This is a genomic window from Helicobacter sp. TUL (assembly GCF_002287135.1).
Classification (GTDB): domain Bacteria; phylum Campylobacterota; class Campylobacteria; order Campylobacterales; family Helicobacteraceae; genus Helicobacter_F.
This window is the reverse complement of the sequence record NZ_NESU01000012.1, coordinates 1-13,037: the sequence shown is the minus strand read 5'-3', so window position 1 is coordinate 13,037 and position 13,037 is coordinate 1. Positions and strand designations below refer to the sequence as shown.

15 protein-coding genes are annotated in these 13,037 nt (G+C 37.1%); 3 read left to right on the top strand and 12 right to left on the bottom strand.

Going from position 1 to position 13,037, the window contains the following annotated elements:
- Positions 1-9: 9 nt before the first annotated feature.
- Positions 10-921, top strand: a complete 912-nt coding sequence (locus B9T66_RS06300; protein ID WP_095628141.1) for a tetraacyldisaccharide 4'-kinase — start codon at positions 10-12, stop codon at positions 919-921.
- Here B9T66_RS06300 and asnB read toward each other — a convergent pair.
- The 11 genes from asnB to hslV all read right to left on the bottom strand — a co-directional run bounded on the left by asnB (position 914) and on the right by hslV (position 10,510).
- Positions 914-2,656: an asparagine synthase (glutamine-hydrolyzing) gene (gene asnB, locus B9T66_RS06295; protein WP_219350221.1), complete on the bottom strand. Its 1,743-nt coding sequence runs from the start codon at positions 2,654-2,656 to the stop codon at positions 914-916. The two genes, B9T66_RS06300 and asnB, sit on opposite strands and share 8 nt — an antisense overlap.
- The gene (locus B9T66_RS09020; protein WP_219350220.1) at positions 2,598-2,819 is read right to left on the bottom strand and encodes a hypothetical protein; all 222 of its coding nucleotides are present in this window, start codon (positions 2,817-2,819) and stop codon (positions 2,598-2,600) included. Before B9T66_RS09020 ends, asnB begins: the two co-directional genes overlap by 59 nt.
- Positions 2,820-2,926: 107 nt before the next feature.
- Positions 2,927-4,693 carry a peptidoglycan D,D-transpeptidase FtsI family protein gene (locus tag B9T66_RS06290; protein ID WP_095628140.1) on the bottom strand — a complete coding sequence of 589 codons (1,767 nt, stop codon included), beginning with the start codon at positions 4,691-4,693 and terminating at the stop codon, positions 2,927-2,929.
- Between the two features lie 30 nt (positions 4,694-4,723).
- Positions 4,724-5,050 carry a flagellar hook-basal body complex protein FliE gene (gene fliE, locus B9T66_RS06285; protein WP_180763356.1) on the bottom strand — a complete coding sequence of 109 codons (327 nt, stop codon included), beginning with the start codon at positions 5,048-5,050 and terminating at the stop codon, positions 4,724-4,726.
- Between the two features lie 13 nt (positions 5,051-5,063).
- Positions 5,064-5,558 carry a flagellar basal body rod protein FlgC gene (gene flgC, locus B9T66_RS06280; RefSeq protein ID WP_095628139.1) on the bottom strand — a complete coding sequence of 165 codons (495 nt, stop codon included), beginning with the start codon at positions 5,556-5,558 and terminating at the stop codon, positions 5,064-5,066.
- Between the two features lie 10 nt (positions 5,559-5,568).
- Positions 5,569-6,003: a flagellar basal body rod protein FlgB gene (gene flgB, locus B9T66_RS06275; RefSeq protein WP_095628138.1), complete on the bottom strand. Its 435-nt coding sequence runs from the start codon at positions 6,001-6,003 to the stop codon at positions 5,569-5,571.
- A 112-nt stretch (positions 6,004-6,115) separates the two neighbouring features.
- Positions 6,116-6,637 (bottom strand): hypothetical protein, encoded by a 522-nt coding sequence (locus tag B9T66_RS06270; RefSeq protein WP_095628137.1) that lies wholly within the window; start codon positions 6,635-6,637, stop codon positions 6,116-6,118.
- 12 nt (positions 6,638-6,649) lie between these two features.
- Positions 6,650-7,678 (bottom strand): L,D-transpeptidase family protein, encoded by a 1,029-nt coding sequence (locus B9T66_RS06265; protein WP_257874638.1) that lies wholly within the window; start codon positions 7,676-7,678, stop codon positions 6,650-6,652.
- A 13-nt stretch (positions 7,679-7,691) separates the two neighbouring features.
- Positions 7,692-8,624: a GTPase Era gene (gene era, locus B9T66_RS06260; protein ID WP_095628136.1), complete on the bottom strand. Its 933-nt coding sequence runs from the start codon at positions 8,622-8,624 to the stop codon at positions 7,692-7,694.
- A 7-nt stretch (positions 8,625-8,631) separates the two neighbouring features.
- On the bottom strand, positions 8,632-9,963 hold the full coding sequence (hslU, locus tag B9T66_RS06255) for an HslU--HslV peptidase ATPase subunit (RefSeq protein ID WP_095628135.1): 1,332 nt from the start codon (positions 9,961-9,963) through the stop codon (positions 8,632-8,634).
- Between the two features lies 1 nt (position 9,964).
- Complete coding sequence (gene hslV / locus B9T66_RS06250; protein ID WP_095628134.1) at positions 9,965-10,510, bottom strand: ATP-dependent protease subunit HslV; 546 nt, start codon at positions 10,508-10,510, stop codon at positions 9,965-9,967.
- A gap of 215 nt (positions 10,511-10,725) precedes the next feature.
- Between hslV and B9T66_RS06245 the strand changes: the two genes are divergently transcribed.
- Entirely contained in the window at positions 10,726-11,673 is a 948-nt protein-coding gene (locus B9T66_RS06245) for an SMP-30/gluconolactonase/LRE family protein (protein WP_180763355.1), read from the top strand.
- A 219-nt stretch (positions 11,674-11,892) separates the two neighbouring features.
- Here the strand turns inward: B9T66_RS06245 and B9T66_RS06240 are convergent, their stop codons facing one another.
- Positions 11,893-12,537: a hypothetical protein gene (locus B9T66_RS06240; protein WP_095628132.1), complete on the bottom strand. Its 645-nt coding sequence runs from the start codon at positions 12,535-12,537 to the stop codon at positions 11,893-11,895.
- Positions 12,538-12,804: 267 nt separating this feature from the next.
- Between B9T66_RS06240 and B9T66_RS06235 the strand changes: the two genes are divergently transcribed.
- Positions 12,805-13,037, top strand: a 233-nt coding sequence (locus B9T66_RS06235) for a hypothetical protein (RefSeq protein WP_143429109.1), incomplete at its 3' end; no start/stop codon positions are given.

Sequence of the window (13,037 nt, the reverse complement as noted above, 5' to 3'; positions counted from 1 at the left end):
AGGAATACTATGCGCTTTATAGATTCATATTTTTACAACCCTTCATTCGCACAAAAGCTCCTAAGTTTTGCGCTACTGCCAGTATCGCTACTTTATGGCATAAGTGCGACATTGCGTCGAAAATGCTCTAAATATTATGATTTTGGGATACCTATCATAAGCGTTGGGAATCTTATCGTCGGTGGTAGTGGCAAAACACCTTTTATCATCGAAATTGCAAAATCCTATTCACACAGCGCGATTATCTCGCGTGGCTACAAACGAAAAAGCAAAGGGCTTGTGGTGGTAAGCCATAATGGCGAGATTCTATGCACCCAACCCCAAGCAGGAGATGAAGCTTATTTGCTTGCAAAAAGTTTGCCAAATGCGAGCGTGATTGTCTCCAAGGATCGTAAGCAAGCTATTTATAAAGCAAAAGAATTGGGTGCAAAATACATCTTTTTAGACGATGGCTTTAGATTCCATTTCAAAAAGCTTAATATTGTGTTGCAACCAAAACTGCAACCATATTTTCCATTTTTGCTCCCAAGTGGTATGTATCGAGAAATGCCCTATCTCTATAAATACGCCGATTTACTTGTGCGTGAGGGAGAAGAATATACACGCGAGGTTTTTGTTGAGAATCCAACGCCTAGAATGCTTTTGCTTACAGCGATTGCAAATCCCTCAAGGCTTGATGAATTTTTGCCATCTGTTGTGGGTAAAATCACACTCCAAGATCATAGCACATTTGATGCACCTACCTTGCAGCAATACATGCAACAATACAATGCAACAAGCCTACTTGTAACCTCTAAAGATGAAGTAAAGCTTGAAAATATGGGCTTTCCCCTAAGCGTGCTTCGTTTGCGATTGCATATACAACCACACATCACACACAGCATAGATTCGTATCTCAAACATGAAACCTACCTCAATTGAACTTAATGGCATACCTTAAAGATTTGTGCCAAAGATAAGGGTTAATTGCACACCATATTTCCTCAGCAAGATGAAATGAATTTTCTTGACCGTTGCAAATTCTCGTAATAGCTTCTTGTATATATTGAGGGTTTTTAACAAAACAAGATTGCAGAAAATCCTGCGAATGTGCTAGATCTAAAAAATATTCCCGTAAACCATTATGAGCCCTGTCTCGCTGCATCCATTGTACCATAGGAGAATTAAATCCAATTTTGTGTTTGCGTCTTATAACGCTTCTTGGCACAAGCTGATCCATACTATCTCGCACAATACGTTTAGTATAACCATGTCCATTTTTGTAATCAAAAGGCAAAGAAAACAAAAATTCAACAAGCCTGTGATCCATAAAAGGCATACGAATCTCTAAACTATTTATCATAGAATATCTATCATAATCTCTCAAAATAACAGGCAAAAGCGTTTCATAAAAAATCACATAGAGTTGCTGAGTAAAAAAGTCCATTCTCTGAAAATTAGGATGAGAAGAATCCTTAGAAGCTAAACCGATTTCTTTGCCAATAATTTTTTTTATCAAGGATTTTAGAATAAAACTCGCTCCATTCCTAACAATCTTTGTTCTACTTAAGGGATGGGCAAGGGTTTGGTTTGTAGTATTCAATAGATCATAAATTTTTAAAGGATTAAATTTACAATCCCAAAGAGCATATATCAAATGCCCATACCCACATACTAATTCATCGCAACCGTGCCCATCAAGTGTTACACTTACACCATGTTTTTTGATTGCTTGGTAAGTGCTAATTTGCGCGAGTGGAATTCTGCCATACAAATCTTCCAAGCAATAAAAATAATACTCTAATTTGTCCCAATTATCTAGAGGATTAATATCTAAAAATGTAGCTCCTACACCAATATAATCCACTACATCTTTAGCATAGTGACTTTCTTCTTGTGGAGTATCCTTGAAGCATGCAACAAACGCATGTTGCCAATCTTTAGTCTCCATTTTTAACCCTTGTTTGGCTAAATACGCCATGGCACAGATAGTAGAACTAGAATCTACCCCTCCACTCAATGCTGTCCCTATGGCAACATCAGAGCGCATACGTAAGCGCACAGAATCTAAAAACAGCTCCCTAAATATTTCAACTGCCTCATTGTAGCATCTTGGAGAATCTACTAGATAATCAAGAATACAATAATAACGTTTATATTCTAACCGTTGTTGAGATTTATGTGGAGCATAATATGCATAATGCGAATAAGGGAAACGATAAATACCTTCCACAAGAGTATGATCTTTTTGTTGATCATAGCTAAAAATATACCTTACATCACTCATATTATCAAAATATTGAGAAGGCTTAATTTCTTTGAGATATGGATATATCGCCTTCATTTCTGATGCAAAAATCAAAAGATCCCTACCTTGAGAATCCTGAATAAATGCATAAAATAAAGGTTTCTTACCAAACCTATCTCGCGCAAGAAATAAATGTTTCTTTCTATGGTCCCAAATAGCCAATGCCCACATACCGTTAAATTTACTCAGACACTGCTCACCCCAACAATCATAACTTGCCAAAATCACTTCCGTATCGCTTTGTGTACGAAATTCATAACCCTTGAGCTTAAGCTCTTCTCTAAGTTCTAAAAAATTATAAATTTCTCCGTTAAATACAATTGTATATCGCCCCCCCCCCGCATGCGTAGGACATTGGCTGATGTCCATCTAAACTAGTATCAATAATTGCTAAGCGTCTGTGCCCAAAACTTATATCCTGATCATGATACACCCCAAAATCATCTGGACCCCTATATGAAAAAGTATTCAATGCCTGCAAAAACGCTTCTTTATCATTGGTTGTTGGAACAGTTCCCAAAATACCACACATATGTAATCCTCCGATAAGCTGATAATAATATAGATTTATTGTAGCACAACAAGCCCTATACCCATATAAACAACAAACATTTTTGTGAAGCAGTTATCTATATTTATTTAAGATGGATCTATTTTCTTGAGATACCCCTCATCTATAAGCATTTCCACGATTTCTTTAAAAATCGGTGCGGCGGTGCGCCCACCATAATAATCATTTTGGATATGAGATTCAAAGACTACAACACCAATGGTATATGTGTGATTGCTATCTTTGGCAAAGCCAAAAAATGACCCATTGTATTGATTAATATACTCACCATTTTTTGCTATCTTTGCCGTGCCTGTTTTGCCACCCACAATCACATTTTCTACAAATGCTGGTTTGCCTGTGCCTCTTTGCACCACCTGTATCAAAAGCTCTTCTATCTTTTTGGCAACATGTGGCGAGAGAATCTGTATAGGCGTGGGGATTGGGAGATTATATCGTTGTGAATCTTTGGCGCTAATATATTGTGTGATACGCGGAGTTGGCAAAAATCCACCATTACTAAAACTCGCATATGATCGCATAAGTTGCATAAAAGTCGTTTGCAAACCATAGCCATAACTTATTGTTGCCTTGGTAGCCTCCTCGATATTGAGGCGACGCACGCTTGGGATTGTGCCACGCTTTTCATAAGGCAAATCAATACCGCTTAGCTCAGAAAAACCAAAAGCCTTAAGCGCAGTATGAAGTTCTTTTGCGCTTAAAGAAGCCGCGAGTTTTACCATACCGATATTACTTGACCGAAGCAAAATATCCTCTGGTGTGCCTTTATCTAGCACACTGCTATCGCGGATTGTATAATTGCGCAATTTATATACGCCACCCTCTAAGTCGATAATTTGCGTAGGATTAATTCTATTTTTTTCAAGCAAAATTGCATAAATTATAGGCTTAATCGTGCTGCCTGGCTCATATACTCGCTCTAGTGCACTAAGATTCAAAAACGAATAATCTTTAATATCACGCAACGCATTGGGATTAAATCTATTTGATGTTGCCAATGCCAAAAAACGCCCACTATAAGAATCCATAACACCGGCGATAACCTCTTGGACATTATAATGTGATTTTGCTCTATCTAAGATTCCCTCAAGTTTATGTTGCACACGCAAGGGGATACTTAGCGTAACATCAAAACCATCTTGGCGTATTTTTTTGATCGCTTCCTTATCCAAAATAACATTAAACCCAACATCACGCTTGCCTATAATCTCTCCATCTTGCTTAGAGGCAAGAATCTCATTGTAATACTTTTCTACACCTTTTAGCCCATATACGCGCGTGATACCATCAATCTCACCCTTTCTCACATAGCCTATGAGAGGCTCTAACAGGGCTTTATAAGGGTAGGCGCGATTATTACCGCTTACTTCTATGCTAAGTCCTTGTTTTGGGACTACCACGCCATTAGCATTTTCATATTCCCTAAACACATCATAACGCAACAAAATAAGATTTAACTTTTTGAGATTAGTCGCCACGCTATTGCTAAGATTATACGAAAGAACAACATTGCCTTTTGCAAGAAATTTTTTTTCAATCTGCTCTTTTGGAATCCCACTATAAATAGAAAAAAGATTAATAAAAAGCTCTTTTTTATCTGCATCGATGCTTTGGGTGTTGATACTTGCTTTATATAGATTCGAACTAGAGGCGACCTCAAAGCCATCAAGGCTAAAAATCGAACCCCTTAACGCAGTATCAATTTTTGTGCTTTGGAGCGTGGGGATTTTGCGAGGGGTTACTATTTTGACATAAATGATAGACAAAAAGATAATAAAGCACACAAGGAGAATAAAAAAAATACCCAAAATGACAGAGGTTTTTTTATTTTCCATAACAGGCAAGAATACAAAAATGTATGATAATTACACTTGTGTGCGTAAAATTTCTTTATAAGCGTTAATAGCCTTGTTGCGAACTTCTAGCATAACTTTCATACTATTTTCAGCTTTTGAAATTGCAATGGCGGCTTGATGTAAATCTTTAATCTGCCCTGTTGCCATATCAGCCAAGGCTTTTTCAGAAGTTTGTTGTTGTGTATTTACTTCATCAATGGTTTTGGTTAATGTTTGCGCAAAATCAAGTCCGTCATTTGTATTTGGAAGTGGAGTGCCAGTCTTTGTGACACTTGGATTCATATCGGGCTTGATAATATCACTTTTAATCACACCAAATTGACTTATTTGAGCCATTTCTCTCTCCTAACTATGCTTGAAACATACTAATGGCATTACTCGCCATATTCTTTGCACTTTGAAAAGCGCTTACATTGGCTTGGTAAGCTCTTGTTGCCTCTATCAAATCGGCCATTTCCACCACTGGATTAACATTTGGATACGCTACATACCCTTCAGAGTTTGCATCTGGGTGGCTTGGATCGTATTTCATCAGTGGTTGGCGATCATCGCGCACAATCTTATGAATATACACACTCATTATAGCAGGTTTTGGTTCTTTTCCAAAATCCCCCTCATCTAGTGGATCTTCATAGCGTAATTGATTATTGTCTTTTCCCAAACGCTCATTAAGAATCTTATTAAAATCAAAGGCTCGAAACACAACTTCACGTCTTCTATATGGACCGCCCTCATCGGTGCGTGTAGTATTGGCATTGGCAATATTTGAAGAAATGATATTTGTGCGCACCCTTTGAGCCGAAAGCCCATAACCGCTAATATCAAAACTTGATAAAAATGACATATCTTAATCCTTATATATTTTTCCCAGAATCTAAGGCGTAACTAAAAATCCCTTTATGCTTTCTTAGCGCACTTGTTAGGGCTTGATACATTACGCTATTTTTACCCATTTCACTTGTTTCTACATCTAAATCTACACTATTGCCATCGTTACGAGCTAAATGTCCATCGCGTATAAACATATCTGCTCTATCAAGATCGCTACGCTTACCATCTATATGTAATGGTGAAGTTTTAAGCATAGGCAATTCACGATCTACATGCTTTTTAAAAACCTTATTGCTTTCCCTAGCTAAGTATTGCTCAAAACTAATATCCTTGGGACGATAAAAGGGTGTATCGACATTAGCGATATTTGAAGAAATCAAATCTTGACGCAATGAGCGATAATCCAACGCCTTGTATACGAGTGGATATACTATTGATGTGTCCTTTAGAGCTTCCATGCACCTTCCTTGTATGTGGATTTTCTACACACAGAAATAAGCAAATGTTATGCCAATTTTTGCTTTATCTCCCTAAAATTACGCCAATATATTACAAATTTTGAATGCTATATCAATCAGCACTTGCATCTTGTGTGATAATAGTGCGTTTGCCATCTATTTCGCGTAATCTAAATTCAAATCCTCCGCCACCCCAACAATTGCGCTTAATCTGTAGAGAATCTTTATTAAACTCATAACGCAAAGATTCATATCCGCTTTCTTGTGTGCTATTGCTATCATCGCTATACGGAGTAGTAAAACTCCTATGTTGATAAAAAAATTCCTCTATCACACTAGGATCAACAATCCCCGGACAAGCATCTCCTGCCTTATCGTGCATTTCCGCATCTTGTGTATCTTGTGGCTCTCCATGTTTTTGCCAAAGGATTCTATAAGCGTCTTTTAGATTTCCCATATATACAGCCTCATAAGTGCTACACATATCCCCACATCCGCCAACTTCTTCCCATATTAATTGCGGTGTTGGGCTAGATTCTATAAGGCATTCCGAATTCTCATCACAAGATTCTAATGTATTGGCAATACATAAGAATCCTATCACGCAAAAAACTAACCTACGCAACCCAAACAAAATATGCCCTTATTATTTTTCACTAAGAATCTTCATTTTTCCATTCTCTAACCATACATAAAGATCTTTGCGATGATTTGAGCTAAAGCTTACCCTGCCATTCAGTGAGGCTTTATAATCTTGTCGAAAATTCACACGATACATTTCTCTGCCCTCTTCATTTGGAAATGGCACGATATCAATTGCACTAAGTTCGATTTGTTTTTCCTCATTTTTGGCAAATACACGACTTTTGTATTCAGCAAACGCCTTATATCGCATACCATCTTGTCGGATAAAATTTTGCGTATCATAAAAATCCAAATATCCTGCCAAATCACCTTTTTGCCACATTTCCTTCCACTGATAAAGCCCAGCAAGAATCTGTGCAGCTTGTGTGGCGTCCATTGTGTGTAAATCTCCTTCAGAAATAATCACAACCGTATCTTTATAATCCACCAAACTATCATATTTTTTCAAAATCTCATTATCAATAGCGATACACCCTTTTGTATTGAGCTCCTCTCTATTGCCATCTAATGGCAAACCATGAATCCAAATCCCGCTACCTGTGCGTTTTAGCGATCTATCATATGTGTTTGGATAATCTGTAGCAAAGGCTAATGGACCATAATATGGCGGAAGATTGCTAAGTCTAGCAGTGAGATCATACACGCCAATAGGTGTCGTCAAATCGCCTTCAAGCTTTTTGTGTCCTTTGCCCTTAGCTACTAATGCGCTAGAGTTCCCTAGCAAATCAAAACCTTGATTAGTTACCTTAAATAATCTCAAATCAGGTATCGCCTTGTTTGATACAAAAACATAACGAGCATTTTGAAAATATCCATAACTCACATCTTTTTGCCCTATCACTCTTAACCAATATGATGGGGAGAGCAAATAGGATTCTAATTTTTCTTGCACACTTGCTAAGCCCTTTTGTTGATAAAGCTTGATAAGCTCAAAAGTAGCTTCATCAAGAGGTTCTTGTGGGGATTGTGCCATACCCACCCCCAAAAATACACAACAACACATACAGATTCTTAAGATTTTTTCTCTCAAGGCTTCACTCCTTTTATAGCATATCCGCGCAATCATAGCCTATCTTTTTAAGCTTCTTGGTTTCCTTGCTCCAACCCTTTTGCACACTCACTTCGAGCTTTAAAAACACCTGTTTATCCAAAAAAAGTTCGATATTTTTGCGTGCGAGTATGCCAATACGCTTAATAGTCTGTGCCTTTGCACCTATCACTACGCCCTTTTGGCTTTGTTTTTCGACAATTATTGTAGCATAGATTCGCTCAATTTCGCCTTCCTCATAGCGCTCAATCACCACATCACTCTCATATGGAATCTCATCACTAAGATTCTCAAAAACACTCTCGCGTATAAGTTCTTTGACAATTTCACGCGTTTGTGCAGTCGTTATACATTCCTCATCAAACAAAAATGCAGAATCTGGTAAAAAAAGCGCTATAGATTCTAATAAATCTTTTGGATAAAATCCTTTCTTTACACTCATAGGGACAAGCGCTAAATAATGGGATTGATACTGCTGATATTGCGCAATTTTTTTCATCAAAGTAGTCTTATCAACCATATCAGTTTTGCTAATAAGTAGAATGTGTTTATTATGCACAGATTTATCGCGCGAGAGATTCAAAAACTCCTCATAATATCGCACCTCATCACTTACAGGCGCAAGATAAATGCCCAAATCACAATCATTCATCGCGCGAAGCGATTGATGAAGCATATATTGATTAAGAAGCTTTTCTTGATGATGTATTCCTGGTGTATCAACAAAAATAATTTGCGCATCATAAGATCCGCGCGTATCTACACCGCTATGCTGCATAATTATTTGTAATTGTTTTCTTGTGGCATTTGCCTTATGCGAGGTGAGAGAAATCTTTTGCCCAAGGAGGGCGTTTAATAATGTGCTTTTGCCCGCATTTGGTCTGCCCAAAGTCGCCACAAACCCACAACGCGTTTGTTTATCTTGCATATGTCGCCTACAAAATATAACGAGCTAAATCTACATTCTCTACAAGTTCCCCAAGTTTTTGACGCACCATTTCTGCGGTAATGACAACTTCCTTGCCTATGTATTCCTCGCACTCAAAACTTATATCCTCTAACACGCGCTCTATAGTCGTATGTAAGCGTCGTGCGCCAATATCTTCTGTTTTTTCATTGGCATTAAATGAAAGCCTTGCCAATTCTTTAATAGCCTCATCTTCAAATTCTAAAGTAATATCTTCTGTTTGCAATAAAAGCTGGTATTGGCGGATAATAGAGCTTTTAACTTGTGTGAGAATCTTACACAAACTTTCTTGTGTGAGATTCTCTAATTCTACTCGTAATGGAAATCGCCCCTGTAATTCTGGAATCAAATCGCTAGGCTTACTAAAATGAAAAGCACCTGCGGCAATAAAAAGTATATAATCTGTGCGAATCTGTCCATATTTGGTATTTACCACACTACCCTCAACAATAGGTAGCAAGTCTCTTTGCACTCCCTCTTTACTTGGATCTTGTCGAGATCCATCTTTGCCACCTACAGCAATTTTATCAATCTCATCGATAAAAATAACGCCCTTTTGTTCAGCACGTCTTAGCCCCTCTTGTTTGATAAGATCATAATCTAGGCATTCCTTTGTTGCCTCATACAAAAGCACTTCTTTTGCCTCTTTGACACTCATTTCGCGTTTTTGGGTTTGTTCTTGAGCGCTCAAAACTTTGATGATAGATTCTTGGACTTTTAACATTTCTGGAGGCATATTTTCATCATTTAGTGAAATATTTTTGCTTACTTCAATCTCAATGACTAAGGAATCCATTTCTCCATCGCGCACTTTTTGCTTCATCTTGGCAAAACTTTGTTCATATTCTGCCTTTTTTTGCTCACTCACGCTATGTGGCAAAGGTGGGAGAATCTTGCGTGTAATTTTGTTAAGAATATATTCTTGTATGGCTTCTTGCTGCTCCTCTTTGTATTCTTTTTCGACAAGATTAACACTTGCAAGCACCAAATCTCGCACCATAGATTCTACATCGCGCCCCACAAATCCCACTTCGGTATATTTACTTGCCTCTACTTTGACAAATGGTAAGCCCATAATCTTAGCCATTCGCCGTGCAATTTCAGTTTTACCCACACCTGTAGAACCAATCATTAAAATATTTTTGGGCGTAATTTCCTCTTGCACTTCCTTTTCAAGCTTCATTCTACGATAGCGGTTTCGCAATGCAACTGCCACGCACTTTTTGGCTTCTTGTTGTCCGATAATATAATCATCTAAATACGCAACAATTTGTCGCGGGGTCATATTTTCTTTATCCATTTTATGCTAACTCCAATATCTTAATATTTGTATTTGTGTAGATACACAATTCGCCTGCGATTTTTAATGATTCTTCTACAAGCACTCTAGGCTCAATCTCTGCCATTCTATCCAATGCTCTAGCCGCACTTAGGGCATAATTCCCGCCGCTGCCAATAGCTGCAATCTTACCATCTTCAGGCTCAACCACATCACCTGTGCCACTAAGAATAAAAATATGATCTTTATTAAGCACAATCATCATCGCCTCAAGTTTTCGCAAATACTTATCACTTCGCCATTGTTTGCTAAATTCTAGCACAGAACGCACCAACTCGCCTTTTTTGCCCTCCAAGATACGCTCAAACATATCAAAAAGACTAAAAGCATCAGCAGTGCTTCCTGCAAAACCGCTTAAAATTTTGTCATTATATAGTGTGCGAATCTTAGTCGCATTCCCTTTGAGGACACAATTTCCAAAAGTCACTTGCCCATCGCCACCAATAATCGCATATTGTTTGCCATTGTATTCGCCTTTATAGCCTAGTATCGTAGTTGCTTCAAACATAATCTTCCTTAGAAATTTTAGAATCTCAACATTATAGAATCTCTTTTGTTAATCTCTTGTTAGATTGATGATTTTTTGTAAGATGTAGCGATATCACACTAGCCTAATTATAATGTGCAATACGCTACAATACCACATTTATTATCACTACAAAGGATAAGTATGCCTACTCTCTGCACGACCTTAGCTAGATCTGTGCTTGTGTTGTCTTTGTCTTGCAAACAACCCAACTCTATGCACAAGAATCTACTCCACGCACCAAAGATATACAGATAAAAGCCTATGATACAAGCTTTTATACACTTATTGATAAAGATGCTAAAGCCTTTATCCTATATGACAAAGGAGTATGGCTTGAGGGACCAGTTGTCCTTCCAGATAAAAGTCTTATCTTTAGTGATGTAAAGGCAAATAAACTCTTAAAGTATGATGAAAAAGAAGGCATTAGTGTCTATCTTCCAATATCGCATTTTCAAAATGGACATACTTTAGATACCAAAGGTAATCTCATAGCAGCTTCACACGGCAAAAGAGGCATTGAAAAATTCGAAAATGGTAAATGGATTGTGCTTATAGATTCTTATAAGGGTAAGAAATTTAATAGCCCAAATGACTGTATTACACATAGTAATGGAGATATCTATTTTACTGATCCAGCCTTTGGGATACGCAATACACAAGAAAGCTATGGTGGCACAATCGAGCAAGATGGCGAATATGTCTATCGCTATACGCCTTCAAGCAATACCATTGTGCGTCTTGATACGCCATTCATTAAAGCCCCAAATGGATTAGCTCTATCTCCTGATGAAAAGACACTCTATATTGCAGATTCTCAAAAAGCATATAATTCCAACGATCCCACACTACATGCACACATTATTGCCTACACTCTTGATAAGGATAACAATCTAAGTCAAGAACGCATTTTTGCAACTTTTAAAGAGGGCTTTCCTGATGGAATCAAGGTAGATTCTAAAGGCAATGTATGGTCAAGTGGCAAAAATAGAGTCTTGGTTTTTTCTCCAAATGGCACACTGCTTGGTGAGATAATCGTGGGTAATGTCGTAGGAAATCTTGCCTTTGGTGTGAATGAGGCTAATAAACCGGTGCTGTATATAACAGCTAATACAGAACTTCTAAGGATTGACTTGCCTGAGTAATTGACAAAAATACCACTATTAGTGCATATGGACAATATAATGGAAACTTTGATAGTAACCTTAATATTGTTTGAATCTTATCCATAAACCTTACCTTCTATTTTGGATTAAGGCTACTTCAAAGAGAAAAGTTCAGTATTTTTTAAGTAGGTAGCAAATATAATCATTTTTGAAATTCAAGGGACTCCTTGTGTCCCATTCTCTTCTATATAACGTTTATTAACAATATTTCAAAAACTCACCATCAAAAACTTTAATCAGATCATCTAAAAACATTTCTATATTGCGTGGATTAATTCCTATGTGTGTCCCTTCTAGTTTTGTAGTTAGTCTTGGATAAGATTTCCCATTTTTCTCTGTTGTTTTTAAAATATTTTCCCAATGATAGCTTCTGTTTCTTATGTTGTGCAACAAGCTTAGCACAATATCTACCTTATGTATATTGCCAAAGTTTCTCTTTTTGTTGTTTCTTAAAAAGAAATTCCTATTACTTTGGTCATAGTTTTTGAAATTAATAGTATCTAGATTCATCATAAAGTTTTGTATTTTGTTTTCTTTGATGAGATAAATGACATTTCCTAGATTCATTCTCGAAAGATATTGGTGGTGTGAGAGATTTTGAGTGTGTTCTCTTTGAGCTATTTTCTCTCTAGCGTTAATAACATTTTCATCATTAGATTCCTCCATCCAATGCCTATTGGATTCTGATAACTTCTGGTCAAGCTTGTTTCTTAAAATGATTTCTAGTGTGGCAATTTTTGGAGTAATTTTGCCTACAAGCTTTAGATTCTCATAATGCTTACTGATGTCATAATCATAAGATCTTAGCCTTTCTTTTGATAATAAACTAATTTTGGTTTCCATGATTTCTCCTTGTTTTTGTTTCTAAAGCAAGGGTATTATAATATTTTCTTGTCTTTAAAAAATGTACATTTTCATACAAGTGTATGGACATTTTTTTAATACAAGCGGATGGGCATTTTGAAGTTTTTGGGAGATATTTTGACAATTTATATTGATCCATAATTACTTTTTAATTGCTGTCTCTTTAACCTTACTACTAGTGCAGATGGACAATATAGTGGAAGCTTTGATAGTAGCCTTAATGTATATGGTGGCTATAGAGTTGATATGGGAGATGCAAGTGCGGCAGCAGGTTATGCAGCAGGTGGTGTCAATGGTATGAGAACTGTAGGTGTGATAAATACTGCTAATAATTTTGTGCAAAATAGTTTCCAAAATGTAGCTTTCTATGCTCCAGGTGGAAGTGTTGCTAAGCTTGGCACAAATACAGGATTTATATCTTCTAATAGTAGATATGGTATGGGTGTAGGAAAGTATAACCAACAAATGGCTACACAAGG